The organism is Paracoccus sediminicola (genome assembly GCF_027912835.1).
Classification (GTDB): Bacteria; Pseudomonadota; Alphaproteobacteria; order Rhodobacterales; family Rhodobacteraceae; genus Paracoccus; species Paracoccus sediminicola.
On sequence record NZ_CP115768.1, the window covers coordinates 571,471 to 596,345 of the forward strand.

Below are 24,875 nucleotides of genomic sequence, written 5' to 3' on the forward strand. Positions count from 1 at the left end.
GGCCGGCGCCCGGCAGACAAACAGGGAAGAGGATCATGAAATATCGCATCACGGCGGGACTGCTGGGCAGCACCGCGTTCGGCGCGGCGCAAGCGCAGGATCAGAGCTATGAGTGGACGCTGGCCTATCTGTCGGTGAAGGGCACGATCTACGAAGAGGTGGCGCTGGCGATCCCCGATCGCATCGCCGAGGCAACGGATGGGCAGGTTCAGATCACTGCGACATCCTCGCTGGTCGCGGGCGACCGGCTGCTGGAAAGCGTCCGCGACGGGCTCGTGCAGCTCAGCATGCCGCTGACCGGCTATTACACCGGCACCCAGCCGATGTTCACCGTGCCGAGCCTGCCGGGCTATTCCGAGAGCTATGACGACCTGCTGGCCCTGTCGCAAAGCGATTACGGCGACCAGCTGCGCGCCATCTATACCGAGGATTACAACGCCACCGAGATCCTGGAGACGGCCTTCTGTCCGCAGACGCTGTTTTCGACCAAGCCGATCACCACGCTGGAAGAATGGGAGGGCCGGAAGCTGCGCGTCAATAATCGCGGCACCGGGCTGATCGGCGACGCGCTCGGCGCGATCACCGTGTCCTTGTCGGCCGCGGAGGTGCTGCCTGCGCTTGAACGCGGGGTCATCGACGGCGTCATCACCGACACGTGCTGGGCCTATGGTGCGGGGTTCGGCTCGGTCATCACCCATGCCGCGGACTGGCAACTGGGCAAGGTGGTGCCGTCCCCGGTTCTGGTGAATAACGATGCCTGGGGCGAACTGCCCGAAGAGCTTCGGGCGAAGATCTCTGACGAGTTCGACCGGATCGAGGCGGATTTCGCACAGCGCTGGCGCGAACGCACCGAGGAACTGCCCGAGCTCTGGGCCGAGGCCGGTGTGGAATACACCGTTGTCAGCGACGAGGAAAACGCCCGGTTCAATGCAGAAGAGCTTCAGTCCAAGGTCATCGAGGCCTGGCGCGAGGATATGCAGCGCGCCGGCCTGGATGCGGATTCCGTGCTCGCGACCGCTCGTGCAGCCCTTGAGTGAAAAGGTGGTCTCGGTCATGGAAGAGTCGCCGGGGCCGGAGACGGTCCCGGCGACTGCCCCGGCGGCGGCTGGCGGGGCGGGCACGCTTGCCGGTCAGGTGGCTGTGGTGTCGCGCGGTCTTGGAATGCTGGCCGTGATGGCGATGCTGATCTCGGTGAACTACGAGGTGATCGCGCGCAGCTTTTTCGGCCATGCGACGGTCTGGGTCACCGAGGTGTCGACCTATCTGGTCGTGGCGATCACGTTCATCGGCGCGGGTTTCGTGGTCAGCCGCGACAGCAATGTGCGCGTTGACCTTCTGATCGGACGGCTTGCCCCGGCGCGACAGCGCGCGGTGATCTCGGCGCTGAACTGGATTTCTGTTTTCGTCGCGCTGATCGTGCTGTGGCGCTTTTCGGCCTTCTGGTCCGAGAGCCTTGAGAGCGGCACCCGAAGCTGGAGCCTGATGAACACACCGCTCTGGATCCCGCAGCTTGCCGTGATGCTGGGCCTTGCGGGAATGATCGTCGCGCTGATCGGCACGGCTGGCGGAGGCCTCGCCGCGCGGGCACCGGCCTGGCTTGCGCTTCTGCTGGCCGGGCTGAGCGGCACCGGCCTGCTGGAGCCGGGTTGGTCGGCCACGGCTCACATCGCGATCTTCGGTGCGCTGGTGTTTATCTCTGCCGCGCTGGCCGGAGGCGTCCGGACGGTTTTGCCCATCGCCACGATCATCCCTCCCGTGGCGGTCTGGTTCGTCCTGACGCAGGATGCCGGTCTGACGGCGAAATCTCTGTCGCTGATCGGCATCCTTTTCCTGCTGTTGCTGGCTGGTCTGCCGGTCGTCTTCACGCTGATGAGCATCGGTGTCTTGTCGATGATCTTCTGGCTGCCCCCGGTGACGCTCAATGCGATCGGCGAACGAAGCTGGAGCGCGATCAACAGCTTCGAGCTGGCGGCGATTCCGATGTTCGTGCTGATGGGCGCGATCCTCGTGCGCAGCAATGCCTCGACCGAGATGTTCGCCGCGGCCAGAACGGCGATGGGCCGGCTGCGCGGCGGGCTGGCCTATGCCTCGATCCTCGCCTCGGGCATCTTTGCCGCCGTATCGGGTTCGAGCCTCGCCACCGCCGCGACGATGGGCCGGGTCGCCGGGCCCGAAATGATGCGCGAGGGATACAAGCCGGGACTGGGATACGGCGTACTGGCAGCGGGCGGAACGCTCGGCATCCTGATCCCGCCCAGCATCGCGATGATCGTCTATGGTCCCATGGCCGGGGTGCCGGTAACGCAGCTATTCATGGCGGGGATCATCCCCGGTCTGCTGATGATCGCAGCCTTTTCGGTTCTGGTGCTGCTTTGGTCGCTGATCGATCCAGATGCCGCGCCGCGCGGTCAGGCCGCGACCCTGACCGAGAAACTCGCGGCCATGCGGGGCGTGGTGCCGTTCCTCGTGCTGATGGTGATGGTGCTCGGATCGCTCTATGCCGGGATCGCGACGCCGACCGAGGCCGGTGCGGTCGGCGTCCTGGGCGCGCTGCTGATCAGCTTTTTCCGGCGCATGCTGAGCTTTGGCGCCTTGATGGCAGCCCTTGAAGAGACCGTGCTGACGACCTCGTTCCTGCTGATGATCGCGGTGGGCGCTTCTCTGATGGGGTTCGCGGTGGACTTCCTGTCCATGCCGCAGGCTCTGGTTGGTCTGATCGACCAAATGTCACTATCGGATATCGGGCTGTTTCTGGCCATCGTGCTGCTTTATCTGGTGCTCGGCATGTTCGTCGAGCCGATCAGCATGGTGCTGATGACGCTGCCGATCATCCTGCCGGTCATCGGGGCGGCAGGCTGGGACCCGCTATGGTTCGGCATCGTGCTGGTGATGCTGGTCGAGATCGGACTGATCACGCCCCCGGTCGGCATGATCCTTTATGTGCTGTCGGGCGTGGCCGGGCGCGAGGCGTCTCTCGGGCAGATCTCGACAGGGACACTGCCCTTCGTGGCGGCGTTTCTGGCCATGATACTGCTTTTCTTCGCGCTGCCGCAGATCGTCACATTCCTGCCCTCGGTGATGCAATGAGCGCGCGGGGCGCTTTCGATTCCCGGCCGGTCGAAGACTGGCTCGCGCAGGAGCGTGAGGCGGGGCGGCTGCGGGCCGGATCGCTTGCCGTGATGCGGGGCGGTGGCATCGTTCACCAGACAGATTTCGGCACGCTTTCCGGGCCGGGATCGGACGAGGTGTCGCAGGATACCGCCTTCTGGATCGCCTCGATGACCAAGCCCATCGTATCGGTCGCGGCGATGTCGCTGATCGCGCAGGGGCGGCTTTCGCGCGGTGATCCGGTGTCGCGCTTCGTGCCGGGCTTCGGTGCGGCGGGGGTCAGCGACGGGCAGGGCGGGACGCGTCCGCTTGAGCGGGCGGTCAGCGTGCATCACTTGATGACGCATCTTTCGGGTCTGACATATGGTGTCTTTGGCGACACGGATGTGCACCGGGCCTATAAGGCGCATCGCGTCTTCGATTATGCTGCCGACAACCGGCTGATGGTCGAGCGGTTGACGCGGATCCCGCTTTTGCACCAGCCCGGCACCGTTTTCGAATATGGCATGTCAACGGATATGCTGGGGCGCGTGATCGAGGTGGTGACGGGACGGCCTCTCGACGTTTCGCTGCAAGAGATCGTGCTGGGCCCGCTGGGGATGACGCGGACCGGGTTCCGCCCCGATCCCGCGCGCACGGCGGCGCTGCCGCAGTCGCAGGTCTGCGACGCGCTGGCCCCGCCGCTGTCGTCAGAAGAGCGGTGGTGCTCGGGCGGGGCCGGGATGTGGTCCACCGCCGCCGACTACCTGAAATTCACCCGGATGCTCGCCGATGGCGGGGCGCTGGCGGGAACGCGGATCCTGTCGGCCGAGGCATTGTCTCTGATGCTGAGCGATCACCTGCCCGCGAATATCCGCTTTGGCAGCTATACCGCCAATCTCGGCGTCACCGCGCCCTGGCCGAAAACCGGGCTGTGCTTCGGCCTTGGGCTGGCGGTGCGCAACCAGCGTCGCGCGGCGATTCCCGGCGGGATCGGCGAATTTCTGTGGCCGGGTGTCTCGGGCACGAATTTCTGGGTCGATCCCGCTCATGACCTGATCGTCGTATTTCTGACTCATGCGCCAGACCACCGCGTGCAGCATCGCGAAGGGCTGCGCAACGCCGTCTATCGGGGACTTAAGAAAGGCTGATCCATGAAGAATCCGCATATTGCCATCATCGGGGCCGGAACGATCGGGCTCAGCTGGGCCGCGCTTTTCGCGGCGACCGGGCGGCAGGTCACTGTCTATGATCCGGCGCAGGATACCGGTGCGCGACTCAAGGATGTCGTCAAGGCTGCCGCACCGGCGCTGACCGCGCTTGGCTGGGATCATGCCGGCGTGCAGACCCGGCTGCGGGTGGTGGACGATCCCGCTCAGGCGGTGCGCGGCGCCGATTTCGTGCAGGAGAGCGTGCCCGAACGGCTGGAGCTGAAACATGAAATCTACGCCCGGATCGAGCCCGAGCTGACGCCCGACGCAATCATCGGCAGCTCGACCTCCGGGTTGCGGCTCAGCGAACTGCAACAGGGCTTCGCCGAGCCGGGGCGGCTGATCCTTGCCCATCCCTTCAACCCGCCCCATCTGATCCCTCTGGTCGAGTTGATGGGGAATGACCGCACCGAAGACAACGTTCTGGACACGGCCGCGCAGTTCTATGAATCGCTCGGCAAGGTCTGCGTGCGGCTGCACAAGGAGGTGCCGGGCCATATCGCCAACCGGCTTCAGGCTGCGGTCTGGCGCGAGGCGATCCATCTTGCCGCCGAAGGCGTGGCCAGCGTTGCCGATATCGACAAGGCCGTCGCGTCGGGGCCGGGTCTTCGCTGGGCCTGTCTCGGGCCGACGACGCTGTTCCATCTTGGCGGCGGGGCGGGCGGGATCGGTGGCTTCTGCGATCATCTCGGGCCGCATTTCGAGGCGTGGTGGGACGATCTCGGCCAGCCGCGGCTGACGCCAGAAACCGTCGCCAGACTGAAAGAGGGAATGGCCGAGATCACCGCAGATCAGGATGCAGAGACCCTTGCTGCGCGGCGCGACCGGCTGATCCTGAACCACCTTCTTGCCAGCCGCGAATGACCCGCTGACATCGCAGCGAGCCTATCCGACGCCCCGCCACGCGGGGCGTTTGCATGTCGGCGCAACGCTTCGGGCCCGTCGCCGCGCTGCGGGCGGGGCAGGCCAGGACATGCGACACCGCGAAGCCCGGAAAAACCTAACTGGCTGAAAAGACTGAGATGTCATTTCAGGAGGCAGGACATTCTCGCATCGCGACGAGGAAGTGCTTGACCCGCCGAAGAATCATTATTTATACATAATTCAAAATTACGACGACGCACAGGGGAGGGTGAGAGTCGTGACAAAAGCTCCGCGCCATGCCGCCGCGACGGGACCCAAGCAGCCCCGCCGGACCGAAAGCGTCCACGGCTGATGGCGGTGCCGAACGCATATCCGCCGCCTTTGGCGCTGCCGCCGGCCCCTCACACACCCGAAGACATTCTGACGCGCGTGACCCTGTTCACCGCGCGGATAGGGTCTGCGCAGCTCCAGTCAGGCCGTCGCAAACAGACTACCAAACCGGGAGGAAAACCAATGAACATGAAAGCAATGCTGACCGCCGCCGTGGTGGCGGGTTTCGGGATGGCCACAGCGGGCTTCGCCCAGACCGAGGTGAAATTCGGCCATGTCGGCGAGCCGGGATCGCTGATGGATCTCAGCGCCACCGAATTCGCCGAACGCGCCAATGAAAAGCTCGGCGACAGCGCCAAGGTCGTGGTCTATGGCTCCAGCCAGCTCGGCAATGACAAGGCGATGCTCCAGAAGATCAAGCTCGGCACGGTCGATCTGGCGCTGCCCTCGACGATCATGTCCTCGATGGTGCCGATCTTCGGGCTGTTCGAAATGCCCTATCTCGTCCAGGACCGCGAGCATATGAAGAAGATCCGCGACGAGATCGTCATGCCGGAAATGGCGCCGCAGGCCGAGGCCGCAGGGTTCAGGATCATCGGGGTCTGGGAAAACGGCTTCCGCCAGATCACCAATAATGCCCGCCCGATCAACACGCCCGAGGATCTCGCCGGGATCAAGCTGCGCGTGCCGAATGGCGAATGGCGCGTGAAGATGTTCGAGACCTATGGCGCAAGCCCCAGCCCGATGGCGTTCTCCGAAGTGTTCGTGGCGCTCCAGACCGGGGTGATGGACGGGCAGGAGAACCCCTATGCACAGATCTATCCGTCGCGTTTCTATGAGGTGCAGAGCTATCTGTCGCAGAGCAACCACGTCTATACCCCGGGCTATGTCGTCGCCGGGCGCTCTTGGGACAAGTTCGACCCCGAGGTGCAGCAGGTGCTTCAGGAAACCGCAGTCGAGATGCAGGATGTCGTTTACGAGATCGCCGCCGGTCTGGACACCGATCTGCTTCAGAAGCTCAAGGACGAGGGGATGGAGGTGAACGAGGTCGACACCGCCGCCTTCATCGAGGCCAGCCAGCCGATCTATGCGCAGTTCTCGGAGGCCGTGGACGGCGCTGCCGATCTGATCGCGCAGGCGCAAAGCCTGGCCCCGGCCGAATAAACGCATCGCCGCGCAGCCCGGCCGGTTTTCCGACCGGGCTGCACGTTGAACCCTTTCCCCCCAGGAGACTCCGATGAAGACGCTCACGCTGAGGCGGGGCTTCGAGACAATTCTCGAGGTCATCACCGCGCTGATCGTGGCGCTGCTGGCCATTCTGATCGTGATGGGCACAGCCTATCGCTATATGGGCGCGGCGCTGAGCTGGTATGACGAGGTGGCCTCGATCGGGCTGGTCTGGATGACCTATTTCGGCAGCGCGCTCGCGGCGCTGAAGGGGGCGCATATCGGCTTTCCCGGACTGGTCAACGCCATGCCGCCACACTGGCGCGTCGCCGCCACGATTTTTTCCGAGCTTTGCGTGTTCCTGTTCTTCGGCCTGCTCGCCTATGCGGGCTGGCAGGTGCTGGTGATCCTCGAAGGAATGACGCTGGTGTCGCTGCCGAGTGTCTCGGTCCAGTTCACCCAGGCGATCATCCCGGTCGGCGCGGTGCTGTTCATGATCGCCGAGGCCATGCGCCTGCCCGAGCTGATGCGCGACGCGCGCGGCGAAGGTTTCGTCGATCACGAGATCAAGGAGGCGCTCGGCGATATCGCGAACACCCCGCTGGATGAGGACGACGCCAACCCCGCCCCCGACCGCCAGACCCCACTGGACCACCGCAAGCCCGGCCAACGCGGAGATGCAGAATGACCATCGGATTGATGCTTTTGGGCATGTTCGCGCTTGCCCTTGTGAATGTGCCCATCGCGGTCGCGCTTGGGATTGTCGCCATCGTGGCGGTGGTCACCGTGCAGGGCGTGGACATGCTGCCCAACCTCGCGCTCACCATGTTCGAGGGCGCATCGAATTTCTCGCTGCTGGCGATCCCGCTTTTCGTGTTCGCGGGTGCGATCATGAACGCCTCGTCGATTTCGCGGCGACTGATCGCGCTGGCGTCGGCTCTGGTCGGCTTCGTCCGCGGGGGGTTGTCTTTCGTGGTGATCGGCGCCTCGATGTTCTTCGCCGAGATTTCCGGCTCGGCCGTGGCAGGCGTCGCCGCGCTCGGCTCGATTCTGGTTCCGGCGATGCGCAAGAAGGGATACTCGAAGGAGTTCTCGGCGGCGATCTGTTCCTCGGCCTCCAGCCTCGCCATCATCCTGCCGCCGTCGATCCCGATGATCCTCTATGCGGTCATGGCGCAGCAATCCGTGGTGAAGATGTTCATCGCGGGTTTCGGGCCCGGTATCGTCGGCGCGATCTGTCTTGCCATCGCCGCCTATATCCAGGCCCGGCGGCATAATTTCCCGGTCGAGGAGCGTTTCCAGATTTCGAATGTCTGGCTGCGCTTCAAGGAGGCAGGCTGGGCGTTGATGCTGCCGGTCATCATCCTTGGCGGCATTTTCGGCGGCATCGTCACCGCCACCGAGGGCGCGGCGCTGGCCGTGGTTGCGGCGCTGTTCATCTCGGGCGTGATCTATCGCGAATTCGATGTGCGCGCGCTCTACAAGGCTCTGGTCGATAGCGGCGTGCAGACGGCGGTGGTGATGCTGCTCGTTGCCTCGTCCTATCTGATCGGCGGCTTCCTGACCGAGGCGCAGCTTCCGCAGCAGCTGGCCCGCACCATCGGCGAGCTGACCGACAACAAATATCTCATCCTGCTGATGCTGAACGTGGCCTTTCTGATCCTCGGCATGTTCCTGCATTCCGCTGCGGCGATCATCCTCGTCGTGCCGATCGTCATGCCGATGGTGCTGGCCGCCGGGATCGACCCGGTGCACTTCGGGCTGGTGGTGACGCTGAACCTCGCCATCGGCCAGCAGACGCCGCCGGTTGCCTCGGTGCTGATCGCGGCCTGTTCGATTGCGAAATCCGACATCTGGGAGACGACGAAGGTCAATCTGCCCTTCATCGGCGCCCTCGTCGCACTGCTTCTGATCTGCACCTACTTGCCCGGCGTCTCGCTGTTGCTGGTCAACCTGATCTACGGAGGATAGCGCCATGAGTGCCGAAAAACCGCTGCCACTGGAGGGCATCCGCGTGCTGGATGTCTGTCAGGTCATGGCCGGGCCGTTCTGCTGCATGTTGCTGGGCGATCTGGGGGCTGATGTCATCAAGGTCGAGCCGCCCACCGGCGATCAGACCCGCAGCTCGATGGGGTTCAAGCTGAAAGGCGATGACAGTCTCGGCTTTCTCAACCTGAACCGCAACAAGCGCTCGATCGCGCTCGATCTGAAATCCGAGGAGGACCGCGGGATCTTCATGGATCTGGCAGCCACAGCGGATGTGATCGTCGAGAATTACCGCCCCGGCGTGGTGAAGAAGCTTGGGATCGACTATGAGACGGTGGCCGCGCGCAACCCCGGCATCATCTATGCCAGCATCTCTGGCTTCGGCCAGACCGGCCCCTGGTCGCAAAGGCCGGGATTCGATCTCATGGCGCAGGCGGCTTCGGGGATCATGTCGATCACCGGCCATCCCGAAGGGCCACCGGCCAAGTCGGGCGGTCCGCTGGCCGATATCGGCTGCTCGATGCTGACCGTCTATGCGATCCTTGCCGCCTATATCGGCCGGCAAAAAACCGGAGAGGGGCAGTTCATCGATGCCTCTCTTTACGAGGCGGGGCTGTCCTTCGCGGTCTGGGACATCTGCGATTACTGGGGGACCGGCAATATTCCCGAACGGATCGGCACCGCCAACCGCATGGCCGCGCCTTATCAGGCGGTCCGGGCGTCGGATGGGCATTTCGTGCTCGGTGCCAATAACGACAAGCTGTTCCGGCGGCTCTGCGAAACCATCGGGCGCGAGGATCTGATTGACCATGCCGATTACGCGACCAACGCGCTGCGTCTGGCCAATCGCGATGCGCTCATCGCCGATCTGGAAGAGACGCTGATTACCCGATCCCGCGCGCATTGGGTCGAAGCGCTGCTGACCGCGGGTATTCCCGCCGGCTCGATCCTCGATTACGCCGAGGCGCTGGGCAACGAACATGCGCAGGCGCGCGACATGGTGATGCCCATCCGCCACCCGGTCGAGGGCGAGGTCAGAAATATCGGCTTTCCGGTCAAGCTGCGCGGCACGCCGCAACGCGTGCGCCGTCATCCCCCCCTGCTGGATGAACATCGCGCCGAGATCCTGCGCGAACTGGGACGCGAGGCCGCCCATGGCTGAGGCAAAGGGCGATGTCACCCTGCGGATCGAAGATGCGGTCGCCCATGTGACCTTCGACCGCCCCGAGGCGCGCAATGCGATGAGCTTTGCGATGTATGACCGGCTGGCCGGGATCTGTGACCGTCTCGAAGCGCAGCGCGATCTGCGGGCCATCGTGTTTCGCGGGGCAGGGGGCGGCTTTGTCGCCGGCACCGATATCTCCGAATTCACCGCGTTCGAAGATGGCGCCGATGGTGTCGCCTATGAGGATCGCATCGACGCCACGCTGAGCAGGCTGTCCCGGCTTCCCGCGCCCACGCTTGCGGTGATCGGGGGTGCGGCGGTGGGCGGCGGGCTCGCCATCGCCGCGGCCTGCGATCTGCGCATCGTCACGCCCGAGGCGAAATTCGGCGTCCCCATCGCGCGCACTGTCGGCAATTGCCTGTCGGCGGCGAATATCGCCCGGCTGGTCCGCGCCTTCGGCGACGGTCCGGTGCGGCAGATGCTGCTGTTGTCCCGCTTTCTTGACGGTGTAACCGTGCACCGGCTGGGTTTCTCGAGCGCCTGCGTGCCGCCCGAGGAGCTCGAGGCCGAGGCCGAGCGCCAGATCGCACGGCTCTGCGAGGCGGCGCCCATCACCCTTGCCGCCTGCCGCGAGATCCTCGGGCGGATCGAGGCCGGACCGCCGCAGGATCGCGACATCATCGAACGGGTCTATGGCAGCCGCGATTTCCGCGAGGGTGTCGGCGCATTCCTGGCCAAGCGACGACCGGAATGGCAGGGGCGGTAGACATCGCGCCGCCGCATCGTCACCATCGCCCCGATGCCTCGTGCATATCAATGACCGCCACGGCTCTGCGCCGAAAGGAGAATACGGAATGGATCTGAAGCTCGACACTGCCCAGGCGATAGCGAATGACTGCCTGCGGATCGGGGGCGATATGGGCCTCAAGCCGCTGACCGTCGCCGTGCTGGATGCGGCCGGCCATCTGAAGGTGCTGCTGCGTCAGGACGGCACGAGCACGCTGCGCCGCGAGGTCGCGAAGGGGAAAGCCAGCGGCGCCATCGCGCTTGGCATGGGCTCGCGCGGGATCTTCGAGCGCGCCAAGGAACAGCCTTATTTCATCCAGTCGGTCAACGCGCTGGCAGGCGGTTCGCTGGTGCCGGTGCCGGGCGGCGTGCTGATCCGCAAGGATGGAGAGATCATCGGCGCGGTCGGAATCACCGGGGACAGCTCGGATAATGATGAGGCCTGTGCCAGCCGGGCCATCGAAGCGGCCGGTCTGACGGCTGATGGCGGCTGATGAACGAGGGCGGCGCGCCGACGGGCCGCCGCCCTGCCATAGTCGGCGGCAGGATCAGGCCGCCACGCCGGGCTGCGGGATCTCGTCCAGCACCTTCAGCGCCGCGTCGATCCCGCCATCCTGATGTGGAACCCCGGCCTTGCGCAGCCCAAGCTCGACCCCGGTCAGCACGCCGGCCAGCGTCAGGTCGTTGAAATCGCCCAGATGACCGATGCGGAAGACCTTGTCGGCGACCTTCGACAGCCCGTTGCCGAGCGAGATATCGTAATGTTTCAGCGCCGTGGCGCGGAACGCGTCGGCGCTGTGTCCCTCGGGCATCATCACCGCCGTCAGCACGCCGCTTTCCTGTCCCTGCTGGCGGCACAGCACCTCGAGCCCCCAATGCCGCACGGCGGCACGGGTCGCGGCACCGTGGCGCTGGTGCCGGGCGAAGACATTTTCCAGCCCTTCCTCATGCAGCATGGCGATGGCTTCGTTCAGCCCGTAAAGCATGTTCGTGGCCGGGGTATAGGGGAAATAGCCCGACGCATTGATCGCCTTCATCTCGCGCCAGTCCCAGTAAGAGCGGCGCATGCCCCCTGTCTCCGAGGCCTCCATCGCCTTGGCGCTGACCGCGTTGAAGGCGATGCCCGGCGGCAGCATCAGACCTTTCTGCGAGCCCGAAACGGCCACGTCCACGCCCCATTCGTCGAAGCGGAAATCGATCGATGCGAGGCCTGAAATCGTGTCCACCATCAGCATCGCCGGGTGCTTCGCCGCGTCGATGGCCTGACGGATCTGCGCCACCGGCGAGACCGAGCCCGTCGAGGTCTCGTTATGAACCACCGCCACGGCCTTGATCTCATGGGCCTTGTCCGCGCGAATACGTTTCTCGATCGCGTCGGGATCGGCGCCCCCGCGCCAGTCGCCCTCGATGAATTCCGGACGCAGCCCCAGCTTCTCGGCCATTTTCTTCCACAGCGCAGCGAAATGCCCTGTCTCGTACATCAGCACCCGATCGCCTTCGGACAGCAGATTGACCAGAGCCGCCTCCCACGCTCCGGTGCCGGATGAGGGGTAGATGATGACATCCTGTTCCGTCTTGAAGATCGTCTTCATGCCCTCCAGCGCCGCCTTGCCGACCGCGGCGAAATCCGGGCCGCGATGGTCGATGACCTGGGCCGAGATGGCGCGCAGCACCCGCTCTGGCACCGGGCTCGGGCCGGGGATCTGCAAGAAGTGGCGGCCGGATCTATGTGTCATCTCTCTCTCCCAATGCGACGTCGTGCCGCTCCATATTGCGTTTTTAATTTTGCATTATGTATCCAATTCGGCTAGCCCTGAGTCAACCTGCAATTTCGAAGAGGGATCCCATGCTGGATGAGGTGCTGCGCCGCGACTTCTCGGGCGATGTGATGTTCGACGCATTCTCGCGCGGGCGCTATTCGACGGATGCCTCGTTCTACCAGATTATGCCGCAGGGTGTCGCGATCCCGCGGGGGCGGGAGGATGTCGAGATCGCGCTGGCCGCCGCGCGGGCCGAGGGTGTGCCGGTGACCGGACGCGGCGGGGGCACCTCGCAATGCGGGCAGACGGTGAATAGCGGGCTCATTCTCGACAATTCGGTGCATTTCAACCGCATTCTCGAACTCGATGTCGAAAACCGCCGGGTGGTGGTCGAGCCGGGCATCGTGCTGGATGAGCTGAACCGGGCGCTGAAACCGCATGGTCTGTGGTTTCCGGTCGATGTCTCGACCGCGTCGCGCGCCACGATCGGCGGCATGGCGGCGAACAATTCCTGCGGCGGGCGTTCTCTGCGCTACGGCACGATGCGCGACAATGTCCTGTCGATCGAGGCGATCATGGCCGATGGCCGTCTCGCGCGGTTCGGCCCGTCGGATCAGAGCGATCTCGACCCCGCGCTGATCGATCCGCTGCTGCGGCTGGGGCGCGAGAATGCCGCATTGATCGACGCCCGCATCCCCAAGCTGACGCGCCGCGTCGGCGGCTATAACATCGATGCGCTGGTGCCGTCGAACCACCCGGTGAACCTGTCGCATCTGCTGGTCGGCAGCGAGGGGACGCTGGCCTATTTCACGCAGATAGAGCTGAAGCTCTGGCCCCTGGTCGGGCAGCGGGTTCTGGGCGTGTGTCATTTTCCCAGCTTCTATCAGGCGATGGATGCGACGCAGCATCTGGTCGGGCTGGACCCGCTTTCGGTCGAACTGGTCGATTCCACCATGATCGGCCTGTCCCGGCAGATCCCGCTGTTCCGGCGCACCATCGAGCAATTCGTGAAGGGCGCGCCCGAGGCGCTTCTGCTGGTCGAATTCGATGAGGGCGATGCCGCAGCCAACGCCGCCAAGCTGCGCCAGCTTGACGAGCGGATGGGCGATCTCGGCTTCGACTGGTCCGGCGAGGGCAAGCGCTGGGGCGGGGTGGTGCAGGTCACGGATCAGCGGCTTCAGGGTCAGATCGCCGAGGTCCGCAAGTCGGGGCTCAACATCATGATGTCGATGAAACAGGAGGGTAAGCCTGTCTCTTTTGTCGAGGATTGCGCGGTCGAACTGCCCGATCTGGCCGAATACACACGCGAACTCAGCGAGGTATTCGAGCGCCACGGGACGCGCGGCACATGGTATGCCCATGCCTCGGTCGGCTGTCTGCATGTCCGCCCGGTGCTGAACCTCAAGCTCGATGACGATGTGAAACGAATGCGCGCCATCGCCGAAGAGGCCTTCGATCTGGTCGCGAAATACAAGGGCTCGCATTCCGGCGAGCATGGCGACGGGATCGTGCGGTCCGAATTTCACGACCGGATGTTCGGCACCGAGATCACCACGCTGTTCCGCGAGGTGAAGGACCGTTTCGACCCCGAGCGCCGCTTCAATCCCGGAAAGATCGTCGATGCGCCCAAAATGGATGATCGCAGCCTGTTCCGCTTCGCGCCCGATTATCAGGTCGCGCCGCTGAAAACGGCCTTCGACTGGTCGGCCTGGCCCGGCGCGGGCGGCGGTTTTCAGGGCGCGGTCGAGATGTGCAACAATAACGGCGCCTGCCGCAAACTCGCGGGGGGGACGATGTGTCCCTCTTATCGTGTGACAAGGCACGAGCGCGACGTGACGCGGGGCCGGGCGAATGCGCTGCGGCTGGCGATCTCGGGTCAGCTCGGGCCGGATGCGCTCGCCTCGGAGGAGATGGCCGAGACGATGAAGCTTTGCGTGTCCTGCAAGGGCTGCAAGCGAGAATGCCCGACCGGTGTCGACATGGCGAAGATGAAGATCGAGGTGCAGGCGGCGCGGCGCTCGGTGACGGGGCTGTCGCTGCATGACCGGCTGGTCGCCTATCTGCCGGTTTATGCGCCGGTCGCCTCGCGATTCGGCTGGCTGCTGAATCTGCGCAACCGCGTGCCGCTGCTTGCCCGGCTGATGCAGGGCGCGACCGGGTTTTCCGACAAGCGCCAGTTGCCGCATTGGGCCGCGCATCCGTTCCGCGACGACGAGGCGCAGGACGATAACCCGGATGTCGTGCTGTTCGCCGATCCGTTCAATCGCTGGTTCGAGCCCGAAAATCTGCGCGCCGCGATCCGGGTGCTTCGCGCGGCGGGCCGGCGCGTCGCCGTGGCGCGTCCGGTCGGCGGCGGCAGGCCGCTGCATTCCGGGCGCACCTTCCTGTCGGTCGGGCTGGTCGATCAGGCGCGGGACGAGGCGCGGCGGCTGATCTCGGCGCTGCTGCCCCATGTGCGGGCCGGGCGCGCGGTGATCGGTCTGGAACCGTCGAGCCTGCTGACACTGCGCGACGAGATCCCGGCCTTGCTTCCCGGTGAGGACAGCGACACGGTCGCGGCCGCCGCGCTGATGTTCGAGGAATATCTCGCCCGCGAGGACGAGGCCGGCCGGCTGGACCTTGCCCTGCGCGCGCCGGCGCCGCGCGTGCTGTTGCATGGACATTGCCATCAGAAGGCGATGGAGGTCATGCCGGCCATTCAGAAGACCTTGGCGCTTGTGCCCGAAACGGATATTGAGATCATAGAGACAAGCTGCTGTGGAATGGCGGGTGCGTTTGGTTATGGCGTCGAAACCGAGGAAATCTCGCGCCGGATGGGCGAGCTGAGCCTGTTTCCCGCCGTCAGATCCGCCGGGGGCGATGACCTCATCGTCGCCGATGGCACGTCCTGCCGCCACCAGATCGCCGACGGCACGGGGCGGCAGGCGATCCATGTCGCCAGACTACTGGAACTTTCGCTGAAGGAGGCGATCTGACGATGAATCTCGAAACCCGGTCAGGCCGTCAGATTCGCCGCCGCTCGCTGCATGAAGAGCTGACCGAAGCCCTGCGCGAACGCATCGTCAGCGGTGAGTTGCCTCCGGGACAGAAGATCCCGGAAAAGGAGCTATGCGAGGTTTACGGCGTGTCGCGCACCCCGCTGCGCGAGGCGCTGAAAGTGCTGGCGACCGATGGCCTGGTCAATCTGGAAACCAATCGCGGCGCCTGGGTCAGCCGGATCACCATCGAGGATCTGGACGAGATGTTCCCGGTGATGGGCGCGCTTGAAGCCCTGGCCGGCGAGCTCGCCTGCAAACATATCACCGAAGACGAGATCGCCGCGATCCGCGCCCTGCACGACGAAATGCGCGGCCTGTATGAGGATGGCAAGCTCGAAGGCTATTTCAAGCTGAACCAGAAAATCCACGAGGCTATACTCGCCGCCGCGCGCAATGATACGCTGACCGCGCAATATCGGCATCTGGCCACACGCGTGCGTCGCGGGCGCTATATGGCGAACATGACCCGCGAGCGGTGGGATCAGGCCATGGCCGAACACGAGGCGATCCTGAAAAGCCTCGCGGCCCGCGACGGGGCGGCGCTCTCCGTGATCCTGAAAGACCATCTGGAGAAAACCAGCGTCACCCTGCGCGAGGCGCTGTTGTCGCAGCAGCAGGACTAGGCCGGACCCCATCCGCGAAACAAGCCGTCAGCGTCGATAATCGGGTGTGGTAAATGGCGGAGAAGGTGGGATTCGAACCCACGGAACCCGTGAAGGCTCAACGGTTTTCGAGACCGCCCCGTTCGACCACTCCGGCACTTCTCCGCGCTTTTTTCGGTGTGGTGGGGGCGCATGTAGCGGGCGAGGGGTTGAAGCGCAAGGGGGTTTGCGGTGAAAAGCGGTATCGCCTGCAAGGATTCTCCGATGCGTCACTTCCGCGCCGTTGCGACGGCCCTCTGCCTGCTGGCCGTGCTGGCCCTGCCGCAGGGTGCCGGGGCCGAGCGCGTGACTTCGCAGGCGCCGCCCGCCCTGGGTGCCGAGACGGCGGCGGAGGCGCTGTTCCGCGCCGGGCTGGCCGAACAGCGCGCGCAGGCGGTCGGGGCCGAGGCAGAGCTGTTCGCCGACCGCATGGCGCGGCTTTATCTGACCCATGGAAGCAGCCCCGACTGGCGGGCCGAGGTGGCGCGGATCCATGATCCTGCACGGGTCTCGGCCCTGTTTCTGGGCGCGATCGAGGCCCAGCTCACCCCCGCGCTGATCGACGATCCGGCACTCGGTCCGGCGCTAGGCGCAACCGGGGTTTCGACCGAGACTGAGGGGCGCGGGCTGGAGCTGGCGGCGCGGATTGAACTCACGCGGCCCGGCGCATTGTCTGCCGCCGCGCTGCGGCTTGGCCGCGACCAAAAGCGGGGCGCGGTCAGCCTCGCTGCGCTGAGGGCTCTGCTGAATGTCACAGATCCCGTGCCGCAGATGGTTGCGGCGCGGCTGAACCGCGAAGTCGCCTTTGCGCGCGGTTTCGCGGCTGCGGATGGATTTGAATTTCCGGTCACCCCCGACGATATCGCGGCCGATCTGATGCTGCAGTTGCGCGAGATCCGAACCGAGACCAGGATGCGCACCGAACTCACCTATCACGCCGCTTTCGCGCCGCTCGGGGTGGCGGCCATAGACCGGATCGCGGCGGCGCGGCGCGATCCCGCGGCGCAGCGTCTGGACGCCCTGATGGCGCGGATCGAGTCCGAGGTGCTGGAGCAACTCGCCGCAGAGACGGGCAGGGCGGCAGCGCGGCGTCTGAAGGGAACGGCACTATGACGGACACGACGATGATCCTCGCCGGGCCTCTGGCCGCGCCGAAGCTGGCCGATAGGCTGGGCGTCTCGGGCGTGTCCGGGACGCTGCCGGGGCGGCTCTCCGGCGGGGCTGATGCCGGGCTCGGCGGGGACTGGCCCGCATGGCAGGAAGACGCGGGCGAGATCGCAACGCTGCACGTCGCGCCGACCCCGGCGCTGCGCCGCTATCTGGAGGTGATGGGGCTGGTTCCCGTGTCGGCGGGTGGGCAGACGGTCTGGGGGCTTGGCGCGGGCGGCGGGACTGCAGACTGGACCCCGGACCGTGCCGACTTGATGGCGGAAACCGCCCGCGCCATTCTGGCCCGCGACGAAATGCCGGCGGCCGGCATAAGGGCGCGTCTCGCTCGTATCGCCGAGATCGCGGCGGTCCGGCTGCGGGCCGCGGCCGAGCCCGATCCGGTCGCGCATCTCCCTGCGCCTCAGCCCGACCGGGTCGAGATCACCGCGCGGCGCGAGGCTTATGGACGCTATTTCGCGGTCGACGAGATCTCGCTGCGGCACCGGCTCTTTGATGGCGGGTGGTCGCCCGAGCTGCATCGTGAGGCGTTCATTTCGGCGGATGCGGCGCTGCTGCTGCCCTATGATCCGCTGCGCGACTGCGTCATGCTCATCAGCCAGTTCCGCATCGGCCCGATGGCCCGCGGCCAGCGGCAATGCTGGATGCTGGAACCCATCGCCGGGCGCATCGATGCCGGCGAAAACCCGGCCGAGGCGGCGCGGCGCGAGGCGGTCGAGGAGGCCGGGCTGCGGACGGGCGGGCTTTACGCGCTGCCCCCGCATTACCCGACGCCCGGCTCGAACAGCGAGTTCTTCTACCCTTTCATCGGCGCGGTGGACCTGTCCGGCCACGAGGATCGTGCCGGGTTCGGGCTGGCCGAGGAGGGCGAGGATATCGCCACCCATATCATGCGCCGCGACGAGCTGGTGCAACTCGCGCTTGACGGCCAATTGCAATGCGGGCCGCTGATTACCATGGCGCTCTGGCTTGACCGGATGGTCTATAAAATCCGCTCCGATCTGGCGGGAACTTGATCCGCGCTTGCGGTTTCCGGCCGCTGAAGCCTTGCCGCCACAGGCCACGCTGGTATTGATCTGAACTGGACGTGACAGGAAAGGCCCCGACATGGACATTCGCCCCGATCTTGCCGCCGCGATCGGCAACACCCCCCTGATCCGCCTTCATGGCGCCTCTGAGGCGACCGGATGCGAGATTCTGGGCAAGGCCGAGTTCATGAATCCGGGCCAGTCGGTCAAGGACCGTGCGGCGCTGTATATCATCAAGGACGCGGTCGAGCGCGGCGCGCTGAAGCCCGGCGGCACCATCGTGGAAGGCACGGCGGGCAATACCGGCATCGGGCTGGCCCTGGTCGGCGCCTCGATGGGGTTCCGCTCTGTCATTGTGATCCCCGAGACGCAGAGCCAGGAAAAGAAGGACATGATTCGCCTGGCGGGGGCCGAGCTGGTGCAGGTGCCGGCGGTGCCTTATCGCAACCCGAACAACTATGTGCGCTATAGCGAGCGTCTCGCCAAGGCGCTGAATGAGACCGAGGCGAATGGCGCGATCTGGGCCAACCAGTTCGACAATGTCGCCAATCGCCGCGCCCATGCCGAAACCACCGGCCCCGAGATCTGGGATCAGACCGGCGGCAGGGTTGACGGCTTTATCTGCGCGGTCGGCTCGGGCGGAACGCTGGCCGGTGTGGCCGAGGCGCTTCAGCCCAAGGGTGTGACCATCGGGCTTGCCGATCCCGAAGGCGCGGCGCTGCATTCCTTCTATACGACCGGCGAATTCGAAAGCCCCGGAAGCTCGATCACCGAGGGGATCGGACAGGGCCGGATCACCGCCAATCTCGAGGGCTTCCGCCCCGATTACAGCTATCGTATCCCCGATAGCGAGGCACTCGAGGTGCTGTTCGATATGGCCGAGAATGAGGGGCTGGTGCTTGGCGGTTCCGCCGGGATCAATGTCGCGGGCGCGATCCGTCTGGCGAAGGATCTGGGTCCGGGCAAGACCATCGTTACCGTGCTCTGCGATGCGGGGAACCGCTACCAGACCAAGCTCTACAACCCCGAATTCCTGCGCGAGAAGGGCCTGCCTGTCCCCGGCTGGATGGAGGCAGAGCCGCAGGACATGCCTGAGGTGTTTGAGGAATAATGTTGATTCCGAATGTTTTTCGCGCCGCGCTTCTGGCGCTGCTTCTGCTTGCCTCGCAGGTCGCGGCGCAACAGCCGGAAGAGATCAATTACGACACTTGGGAAAATTTCGCCAGCCAGGCCGAGGCGGCGCTCGATGACCGGGATACCTCGGACGGGCAGATCGATTCGATCCGCGAGCGGGCGACCGAATGGCGCGAGCGTTTCGAGCAGGCCGAGAACATCAACGGCCCACGCATCGAGACGCTGAAGGAACAGATCGCCACGCTCGGCCCGGAGCCCGCTGAGGGCGAGGAGGAGGCCGAGGATGTCGCCTCGCGCCGAGAGCGGCTGAACGAGCAGCTTGCCGAGTTGCAGGCCCCTGCCGTCCGCGCCACCGAGGCCTTCAGCCGGGCCGAAGCGCTTGTCATGCATGCCGACGAAATCGAGCGGATGCGCGAAGCGCGCGAGATCCTCGCCGAGACGGCATCGCCGCTGATGCCGACAAGCTGGGCGGCGGCGGCAGAGGATTTCCGGGCCACGGTCTCGGGGGTCGCCGATGAGGCGGGCAGCATGTGGGCGGATCGCGGCAGGATCGAATCCGTTCCGCGGCTGATGCTGTTCCTGCTGGCCGCGGCGGGACTGATCTATGCGCGCCAACTGGTCGAGTTCCTGCCGTCCTGGCTTGGTTCGCGGACGCGGGGCGATGCGCGCGCGGTGGTCGCCTTTCTGGTGTCGCTGGCGCAGATTCTCGTGCCGATGATCGGGATCTTCCTGTTCGCCTACGCGCTCGACGCGACCGGGTTGTTCGGGCAGTGGACCACGCCGCTTCTGCTCAGCATGCCGCTGGCCGGGCTGGTGTTCTTCAGCGGGCGGTGGCTGGTCAGCGTGGCGTTCGCTTCGACCGCGGTCGCCTATGACACGCTGAACCTGCCGCCCAAACAGCGCAATCTCGCCCGCTATTACGGAACCGGGCTGGCGGTGGTGACGGCGATACACGCCTGGCTGGCCAATTCCATGCTGCCGCTGTCGGGCTTCGTGCGCCGCGATAACGCGCCGCCGCTGATCCCCTATGAGGTCAGCCAGGCCGGGGCCGGGGTGGTGCATTTCATCCTGCTTCTTGCCGGCGCCTTCTTCATGTTCCAGCTGGCCAATATCCTGCGGCGCCTGACGAAATATGACGGCAGCGATTCGCCGCCCTTGCGGGCGCGTTTCCTGTCCTTCTTGGGGCGGTTCCTGCGTCTTTTTGTGGTCGCGGTCATAGCGGCGATGATGTTCGGCTATGTGAACGGCGCCAACGCCTTCTTCTGGCCGATGGTCAAGACGCTGTGGTTGATCGGCCTGCTGGTGCTGATACAGGATTTCCTGGTCGACCTGTATTCGCTGATGCGCGGAGACCGCGATACCGTCACCGCCTCGCTGTTTCCGGTTCTGGTCGGCACGGCGCTGACGATCCTGTCGCTGCCGCTTTTCGCGCTGATCTGGGGCGCTTCGCTGGCCGATCTGCGTGAAAGCTGGACACAGATCCTGCAAGGGGTGACGCTGGGCGGGATCAAGCTGTCGCCCGGCGCGGTGGTCACCTTCCTGATCGTCTTTGCGCTTGGCTATCTGCTGACCGGCTGGGTGAAAAGCGCCATGCGCACGCAGATCCTGCCGCGCACGAGGCTCGATCAGGGCGCGCAGACCGCATTTGTCTCTGGCGTCGGTTATATCGGGATCTTTCTTGCCGCGCTGATCGCTATCACCTCGGCCGGGTTCGACCTGTCCAGCCTCGCCATCGTTGCTGGTGCATTGTCGGTCGGGATCGGCTTCGGCATGCAGAATATCGTGTCGAATTTCGTTTCGGGGATCATCCTTCTGATCGAGCGCCCGATCAGCGTCGGCGATTGGGTCGAAGCCGGCGGTCAGCAGGGCTTCGTACAGGATGTCTCGGTCCGCTCCACCCGGATCAAGACCTTCGATCAGACCGATGTGATCGTGCCGAACAGCGACCTGATCAGCCAGTCGGTGACCAACTGGACGCGCGGCAATGCGCGGGGCCGGATCATCGTTCCGGTCGGGGTGGCCTATGGCACCGACACCCGCAAGGTCGAGCGCATCCTGATGGAAATCGCCGAGGATCAGCCGACGGTGTTGTTCGACCCGCCCCCTGCGGTGCTGTTCCAGAATTTCGGCGCCGACAGCCTCGATTTCGAGATCCGCGCGATCCTGTCGGACATCAATGGCGGGCTGGGCGTCATGTCCGAAATCCGCCACCAGATCGCCGCACGTTTCGCCGAGGAAGGGATCGAGATCCCCTTCGCGCAGCGCGATGTCTGGCTGCGCAACCCCGAGGCGCTGCGCGCCGATGGCGACAGCAAGGACAAGGAAAACGACGCGCCGGAAGCGCCGCCCGAGGAACCCAGCCTGCCGCCGCCCGACAAGCGCACCATCGCCGAGTTCCCGTCTGACGGTGACGGAGAGGGCGATTACTGAGCCAGAACCAGTTTGTTGACCCGGCCCGACACGCCGCGCGGCCCGGCCCCGCGCGGCGTTTCTTATGCGCATACGGGCGAGGCGCGCTTGCCCGCGCGCCATAAATACGCCGATTCACGCCAAGGGCAGTTGACTTAGTTGCAGTTGCAACTTATTCTGCCGCAAACTCATCTCAAGGGGGAATCCATGACCATCGATGCCCTGCCGCAAGGCATGATTCGCGCCGCGACGAAAAATGGCACCGACACGCATGAAGGCTATATGCCCGGCTTCGGCAATGATTTCGAAACCGAGGCGCTGCCGGGCGCGCTGCCCCAGGGGCAGAACTCGCCGCAAAAGGTGAATTACGGGCTGTATGCGGAACAGCTCTCCGGCACGGCTTTCACCGCGCCGCGCGGCCAGAATGAACGCAGCTGGTGCTATCGCATCCGCCCCTCGGTCAAGCATGTCGGGCGGTTCAGCAAAATCGATGTGCCCTATTGGAAATCAGCGCCGCATGTGCTGCCCGACGTCATCAGCCTCGGCCAGTATCGCTGGGACCCGGTGCCGCATACGGACCAGAAACTGACCTGGATCACCGGGATGCGCACCATGACCACGGCCGGGGACGTGAACACCCAGGTCGGCATGGCGGCGCATATCTATCTCGTCACCGAATCGATGAAGGACGAATACTTCTACAGCGCCGACAGCGAGTTGCTTGTCGTTCCTCAGGAAGGCCGGCTGCGTTTCTGCACCGAGTTGGGCATCATCGACCTGGAACCGCGCGAGATCGCCATCATTCCGCGCGGACTGGTCTATCGCGTCGAGGTTCTGGAGGGCCCCGCGCGCGGCTTCGTCTGCGAGAATTACGGCCAGAAATTCGACCTGCCGGGGCGCGGCCCGATCGGTGCGAACTGCCTGGCCAACCCGCGCGACTTCAAATGCCCGGTGGCTGCCTTCGAGGATCGCGAGGCGAAATCGCGCGTGGTCATCAAATGGTGCGGCCAGTTCCATGAGAGCTTCATCGACCACTCGCCACTGGATATCGTCGCCTGGCACGGCAATTACTGCGCCTATAAATACGATCTGCGGACCTATTCGCCGGTGGGCGCGATCCTGTTCGACCATCCCGACCCCTCGATCTTCACCGTGCTGACCGCGCCCTCGGGGCAGGAGGGGACGGCGAATATCGACTTCGTGCTGTTCCGTGAACGCTGGATGGTGGCCGAACACAGCTTCCGCCCGCCCTGGTATCACAAGAACATCATGTCCGAGATGATGGGCAATATTCACGGCATCTATGACGCCAAGCCCGAGGGCTTCGTTCCGGGCGGCACCTCTCTGCACAACATGATGCTGCCCCACGGCCCCGACCGCGACGCCTTCGAGCATGGCAGCACCGAGCCGATGAAGCCGGTCAAGCAGGACAACACCATGCAGTTCATGTTCGAGACCCGCTTCCCGCAGCAACTCACCGCGTTCGCGGCGAACGAGGCGCCCTTGCAGGACAACTATGTCGATTGCTGGGACAGTCTGGAAAAGAAATTCGACGGCACGCCGGGCGAGAAATAACCCGCCCCCTTGATCACAGCACCGCGCCGGGCTAATCCGGCGCGGTTCGCATGCGCCGCCCAGGGCGGTCATGGGGCGGTTAGCTCAGCTGGTAGAGCGCTTCGTTTACACCGAAGATGTCGGGGGTTCGAATCCCTCACCGCCCACCACCTTGCTCTCTTATCGTCACCCGCCGCAGACGCATGTTCGCGTCCGCGCTTCGATGCCCAATTTCCCCCGCGCGCAAAGACGCCCGATTGACGCAGCCCGTCATGGGGCGCAGTCTTTCCTTGACGCGGGAGGGGCGGGTGTCGCATATTCAGCGTTATATGAACACTTGTTCAAATAACCGGAGGAGAGGCTGGCGATGTTCAACCACGGGATGGAGTTCGATCTGGGCGAGGATATCGGCGCGCTGCGCGAGATGGTGCATCGCTTCGCGCAGGAACGGATCAAGCCTCTGGCGGCGAAGACCGATACCGAGAACGCCTTCCCCAACGAGCTTTGGCAGGAATTCGGTGAACTTGGTCTTCTGGGCATTACCGTGGCCGAAGAATATGGCGGCTCGGGCATGGGCTATCTGGCCCATACCATCGCGACAGAGGAAATCGCGCGGGCCTCGGCCTCGATCAGCCTGTCCTACGGGGCGCATTCCAACCTTTGTGTGAACCAGCTCAAGCTGAACGCCTCTGAGGAGCAGAAGCAGAAATACCTGCCGAAGCTGTGTTCCGGCGAACATATCGGCGCGCTTGCCATGTCCGAAGAGGGCGCGGGGTCGGACGTCGTCGGCATGAAGCTCAAGGCGGAAAAGCGCAACGGTTACTATGTGCTGAACGGCGCGAAATACTGGATCACCAACGGGCCGGATGCCGATACGCTGGTCGTCTATGCCAAAACCGACCCCGAGGCCGGATCGAAAGGCATCACCGCCTTCATCATCGAAAAGGGCATGGGGGGCTTCAAGCAGGGTCCGCATTTCGACAAGGTCGGGATGCGTGGCTCGAACACGGGTGAACTGATCTTCGAAAATTGCGAAGTCCCGTTCGAGAATGTGCTGGGCGAAGAGGGCAAAGGCGTCCGCGTGCTGATGTCCGGTCTCGATTACGAACGGCTGGTGCTGTCGGGGATCGGGACGGGGATCATGGCCGCCTGTCTGGATGAGGTCGTCCCCTATAGCAAGGAGCGCAAGCAGTTCGGCAAGCCCATCGGGGATTTCCAGCTGATGCAGGCCAAGATCGCCGATATGTATGTCGCGATGAACACCGCCAAGGCCTATGTCTATGAGGTCGCCAAGGCCTGCGACGCTGGCAAGGTGACGCGGCAGGATGCGGCGGGGGCGGTGCTTTACGCCTCGGAACAAGCCATGGTGCAGGCGCATCAGGCCGTGCAGGCGCTTGGCGGGGCAGGCTTCCTGAATGACAGCGTGGTCAGCCGGCTGTTCCGCGACGCCAAGCTGATGGAGATCGGGGCCGGGACCAGCGAAATCCGCCGGATGCTGATCGGGCGGGAACTCATGGCGGGGGCCTGATCCGAAACACCGCATCGAGG

At 64.8% G+C, this 24,875-nt stretch carries 19 protein-coding genes and 2 tRNA genes; 19 read left to right on the forward strand and 2 right to left on the reverse strand.

All coding sequences use genetic code 11. The annotated features are described in order from the left end of the window. Window positions 1-35: 35 nt before the first annotated feature. From dctP to PAF18_RS02865, 10 genes are all read left to right on the forward strand, one after another. A complete protein-coding gene (gene dctP, locus PAF18_RS02820; protein WP_271117126.1) occupies window positions 36-1,037 on the forward strand; it encodes a TRAP transporter substrate-binding protein DctP in 1,002 nt (333 codons plus the stop codon). Between the two features lie 16 nt (window positions 1,038-1,053). After that, the gene (locus PAF18_RS02825; protein ID WP_271117127.1) at window positions 1,054-3,087 is read left to right on the forward strand and encodes a TRAP transporter large permease subunit; all 2,034 of its coding nucleotides are present in this window, start codon (window positions 1,054-1,056) and stop codon (window positions 3,085-3,087) included. Then, the gene (locus tag PAF18_RS02830) at window positions 3,084-4,238 is read left to right on the forward strand and encodes a serine hydrolase domain-containing protein (RefSeq protein ID WP_271117128.1); all 1,155 of its coding nucleotides are present in this window, start codon (window positions 3,084-3,086) and stop codon (window positions 4,236-4,238) included. The genes PAF18_RS02825 and PAF18_RS02830 overlap by 4 nt, the downstream gene beginning before the upstream one ends. Before the next feature lie 3 nt (window positions 4,239-4,241). After that, window positions 4,242-5,162, forward strand: a complete 921-nt coding sequence (locus tag PAF18_RS02835; protein WP_271117129.1) for a 3-hydroxyacyl-CoA dehydrogenase family protein — start codon at window positions 4,242-4,244, stop codon at window positions 5,160-5,162. A gap of 513 nt (window positions 5,163-5,675) precedes the next feature. Beyond that, on the forward strand, window positions 5,676-6,656 hold the full coding sequence (locus PAF18_RS02840; protein WP_271117130.1) for a TRAP transporter substrate-binding protein: 981 nt from the start codon (window positions 5,676-5,678) through the stop codon (window positions 6,654-6,656). A gap of 73 nt (window positions 6,657-6,729) precedes the next feature. Next, on the forward strand, window positions 6,730-7,347 hold the full coding sequence (locus PAF18_RS02845; protein ID WP_271117131.1) for a TRAP transporter small permease: 618 nt from the start codon (window positions 6,730-6,732) through the stop codon (window positions 7,345-7,347). Continuing rightward, window positions 7,344-8,630, forward strand: a complete 1,287-nt coding sequence (locus PAF18_RS02850) for a TRAP transporter large permease (RefSeq protein WP_271117132.1) — start codon at window positions 7,344-7,346, stop codon at window positions 8,628-8,630. Before PAF18_RS02845 ends, PAF18_RS02850 begins: the two co-directional genes overlap by 4 nt. A 4-nt stretch (window positions 8,631-8,634) precedes the next feature. Beyond that, window positions 8,635-9,807 carry a CaiB/BaiF CoA transferase family protein gene (locus PAF18_RS02855; protein WP_271117133.1) on the forward strand — a complete coding sequence of 391 codons (1,173 nt, stop codon included), beginning with the start codon at window positions 8,635-8,637 and terminating at the stop codon, window positions 9,805-9,807. After that, window positions 9,800-10,576, forward strand: coding sequence for an enoyl-CoA hydratase (locus PAF18_RS02860; RefSeq protein ID WP_271117134.1), 777 nt, complete (start codon window positions 9,800-9,802; stop codon window positions 10,574-10,576). Before PAF18_RS02855 ends, PAF18_RS02860 begins: the two co-directional genes overlap by 8 nt. A gap of 88 nt (window positions 10,577-10,664) precedes the next feature. Then, window positions 10,665-11,090, forward strand: coding sequence for a GlcG/HbpS family heme-binding protein (locus PAF18_RS02865; RefSeq protein ID WP_271117135.1), 426 nt, complete (start codon window positions 10,665-10,667; stop codon window positions 11,088-11,090). A gap of 54 nt (window positions 11,091-11,144) precedes the next feature. Here the strand turns inward: PAF18_RS02865 and PAF18_RS02870 are convergent, their stop codons facing one another. Continuing rightward, complete coding sequence (locus PAF18_RS02870) at window positions 11,145-12,332, reverse strand: pyridoxal-phosphate-dependent aminotransferase family protein (protein ID WP_271117136.1); 1,188 nt, start codon at window positions 12,330-12,332, stop codon at window positions 11,145-11,147. Window positions 12,333-12,442: 110 nt separating this feature from the next. On the opposite strand from PAF18_RS02870, the gene PAF18_RS02875 reads away from it, so the two are divergent. Both PAF18_RS02875 and PAF18_RS02880 read left to right on the forward strand, forming a co-directional pair. Continuing rightward, window positions 12,443-15,331 carry an FAD-binding and (Fe-S)-binding domain-containing protein gene (locus tag PAF18_RS02875; RefSeq protein ID WP_271117137.1) on the forward strand — a complete coding sequence of 963 codons (2,889 nt, stop codon included), beginning with the start codon at window positions 12,443-12,445 and terminating at the stop codon, window positions 15,329-15,331. A gap of 2 nt (window positions 15,332-15,333) precedes the next feature. Then, window positions 15,334-16,017: a GntR family transcriptional regulator gene (locus tag PAF18_RS02880; RefSeq protein ID WP_271117138.1), complete on the forward strand. Its 684-nt coding sequence runs from the start codon at window positions 15,334-15,336 to the stop codon at window positions 16,015-16,017. A gap of 54 nt (window positions 16,018-16,071) precedes the next feature. Here PAF18_RS02880 and PAF18_RS02885 read toward each other — a convergent pair. Next, window positions 16,072-16,161 (reverse strand) — tRNA-Ser (locus tag PAF18_RS02885). A 66-nt stretch (window positions 16,162-16,227) separates the two neighbouring features. Between PAF18_RS02885 and PAF18_RS02890 the strand changes: the two genes are divergently transcribed. From PAF18_RS02890 to PAF18_RS02920, 7 genes are all read left to right on the forward strand, one after another. Continuing rightward, window positions 16,228-17,148: a hypothetical protein gene (locus tag PAF18_RS02890; protein WP_271117139.1), complete on the forward strand. Its 921-nt coding sequence runs from the start codon at window positions 16,228-16,230 to the stop codon at window positions 17,146-17,148. Beyond that, window positions 17,145-18,218, forward strand: coding sequence for an NUDIX domain-containing protein (locus tag PAF18_RS02895; RefSeq protein WP_271117140.1), 1,074 nt, complete (start codon window positions 17,145-17,147; stop codon window positions 18,216-18,218). Before PAF18_RS02890 ends, PAF18_RS02895 begins: the two co-directional genes overlap by 4 nt. A gap of 91 nt (window positions 18,219-18,309) precedes the next feature. Continuing rightward, window positions 18,310-19,341, forward strand: a complete 1,032-nt coding sequence (locus PAF18_RS02900; RefSeq protein ID WP_271117141.1) for a cysteine synthase A — start codon at window positions 18,310-18,312, stop codon at window positions 19,339-19,341. Beyond that, window positions 19,341-21,794: a mechanosensitive ion channel family protein gene (locus PAF18_RS02905; protein WP_271117142.1), complete on the forward strand. Its 2,454-nt coding sequence runs from the start codon at window positions 19,341-19,343 to the stop codon at window positions 21,792-21,794. The genes PAF18_RS02900 and PAF18_RS02905 overlap by 1 nt, the downstream gene beginning before the upstream one ends. A gap of 186 nt (window positions 21,795-21,980) precedes the next feature. Continuing rightward, a complete protein-coding gene (gene hmgA, locus PAF18_RS02910; RefSeq protein ID WP_271117143.1) occupies window positions 21,981-23,348 on the forward strand; it encodes a homogentisate 1,2-dioxygenase in 1,368 nt (455 codons plus the stop codon). Window positions 23,349-23,421: 73 nt separating this feature from the next. After that, window positions 23,422-23,497: transfer RNA gene (locus tag PAF18_RS02915), tRNA-Val, on the forward strand. Between the two features lie 197 nt (window positions 23,498-23,694). After that, window positions 23,695-24,855, forward strand: coding sequence for an isovaleryl-CoA dehydrogenase (locus PAF18_RS02920; RefSeq protein ID WP_271117144.1), 1,161 nt, complete (start codon window positions 23,695-23,697; stop codon window positions 24,853-24,855). The last annotated feature ends 20 nt before the right edge of the window (window positions 24,856-24,875 follow it).

What these genes read in the sequence shown, in the direction of transcription:
- PAF18_RS02855 (WP_271117133.1), top strand. Translation starts at nt 8,635, where the DNA reads ATGAGTGCCGAAAAACCGCTGCCACTGGAGGGCATCCGCGTGCTGGAT.
- PAF18_RS02845 (WP_271117131.1), top strand. Translation starts at nt 6,730, where the DNA reads ATGAAGACGCTCACGCTGAGGCGGGGCTTCGAGACAATTCTCGAGGTC.
- dctP (WP_271117126.1), top strand. Translation starts at nt 36, where the DNA reads ATGAAATATCGCATCACGGCGGGACTGCTGGGCAGCACCGCGTTCGGC.
- PAF18_RS02865 (WP_271117135.1), top strand. Translation starts at nt 10,665, where the DNA reads ATGGATCTGAAGCTCGACACTGCCCAGGCGATAGCGAATGACTGCCTG.
- PAF18_RS02850 (WP_271117132.1), top strand. Translation starts at nt 7,344, where the DNA reads ATGACCATCGGATTGATGCTTTTGGGCATGTTCGCGCTTGCCCTTGTG.
- PAF18_RS02900 (WP_271117141.1), top strand. Translation starts at nt 18,310, where the DNA reads ATGGACATTCGCCCCGATCTTGCCGCCGCGATCGGCAACACCCCCCTG.
- PAF18_RS02860 (WP_271117134.1), top strand. Translation starts at nt 9,800, where the DNA reads ATGGCTGAGGCAAAGGGCGATGTCACCCTGCGGATCGAAGATGCGGTC.
- PAF18_RS02880 (WP_271117138.1), top strand. Translation starts at nt 15,334, where the DNA reads ATGAATCTCGAAACCCGGTCAGGCCGTCAGATTCGCCGCCGCTCGCTG.
- PAF18_RS02830 (WP_271117128.1), top strand. Translation starts at nt 3,084, where the DNA reads ATGAGCGCGCGGGGCGCTTTCGATTCCCGGCCGGTCGAAGACTGGCTC.
- PAF18_RS02870 (WP_271117136.1), bottom strand. Translation starts at nt 12,332, where the DNA reads ATGACACATAGATCCGGCCGCCACTTCTTGCAGATCCCCGGCCCGAGC.
- hmgA (WP_271117143.1), top strand. Translation starts at nt 21,981, where the DNA reads ATGACCATCGATGCCCTGCCGCAAGGCATGATTCGCGCCGCGACGAAA.
- PAF18_RS02825 (WP_271117127.1), top strand. Translation starts at nt 1,054, where the DNA reads ATGGAAGAGTCGCCGGGGCCGGAGACGGTCCCGGCGACTGCCCCGGCG.
- PAF18_RS02920 (WP_271117144.1), top strand. Translation starts at nt 23,695, where the DNA reads ATGTTCAACCACGGGATGGAGTTCGATCTGGGCGAGGATATCGGCGCG.
- PAF18_RS02875 (WP_271117137.1), top strand. Translation starts at nt 12,443, where the DNA reads ATGCTGGATGAGGTGCTGCGCCGCGACTTCTCGGGCGATGTGATGTTC.
- PAF18_RS02835 (WP_271117129.1), top strand. Translation starts at nt 4,242, where the DNA reads ATGAAGAATCCGCATATTGCCATCATCGGGGCCGGAACGATCGGGCTC.
- PAF18_RS02905 (WP_271117142.1), top strand. Translation starts at nt 19,341, where the DNA reads ATGTTGATTCCGAATGTTTTTCGCGCCGCGCTTCTGGCGCTGCTTCTG.
- PAF18_RS02840 (WP_271117130.1), top strand. Translation starts at nt 5,676, where the DNA reads ATGAACATGAAAGCAATGCTGACCGCCGCCGTGGTGGCGGGTTTCGGG.
- PAF18_RS02895 (WP_271117140.1), top strand. Translation starts at nt 17,145, where the DNA reads ATGACGGACACGACGATGATCCTCGCCGGGCCTCTGGCCGCGCCGAAG.